This window comes from Allobosea sp. 05T433 (genome assembly GCF_056396065.1).
Genome location: NZ_JBFTKS010000144.1, coordinates 1 through 355, shown reverse-complemented (window position 1 = coordinate 355; position 355 = coordinate 1). Strand labels below are relative to the sequence as shown.

General features: G+C 58.6%; 1 protein-coding gene. It reads left to right on the top strand.

Going from position 1 to position 355, the window contains the following annotated elements; genetic code table 11:
* Nucleotides 1-29 precede the first annotated feature (29 nt).
* Nucleotides 30-355, top strand: a 326-nt coding sequence (locus tag AC1DGP_RS35420; RefSeq protein WP_476833315.1) for a GntT/GntP/DsdX family permease, incomplete at its 3' end; no start/stop codon positions are given.

The window sequence follows — 355 nt, the reverse complement described above, 5'->3', positions numbered from 1 at the left end:
TGATTGGCCTGTGTGCGGCGATCCCGGGGATGATTATCGCCGGTCCGCTGTGGGGAAACTTTATCAGCCGTTACGTTGAGCTGCACATTCCGGACGACATCACCGAGCCGCACCTGGGCGAGGGTAAAATGCCGTCCTTCGGCTTCAGTCTGTCGCTGATCCTGCTGCCGCTGGTGCTGGTGGGCCTGAAAACCATCGCTGCACGCTTTGTGCCGGTGGGGTCAACCGCTTACGAATGGTTCGAATTTATTGGTCATCCGTTCACTGCGATTCTGGTGGCGTGTCTGGTCGCGATTTACGGCCTGGCAATGCGTCAGGGCATGCCGAAAGACCGCGTGATGGAGATCTGTGGTGC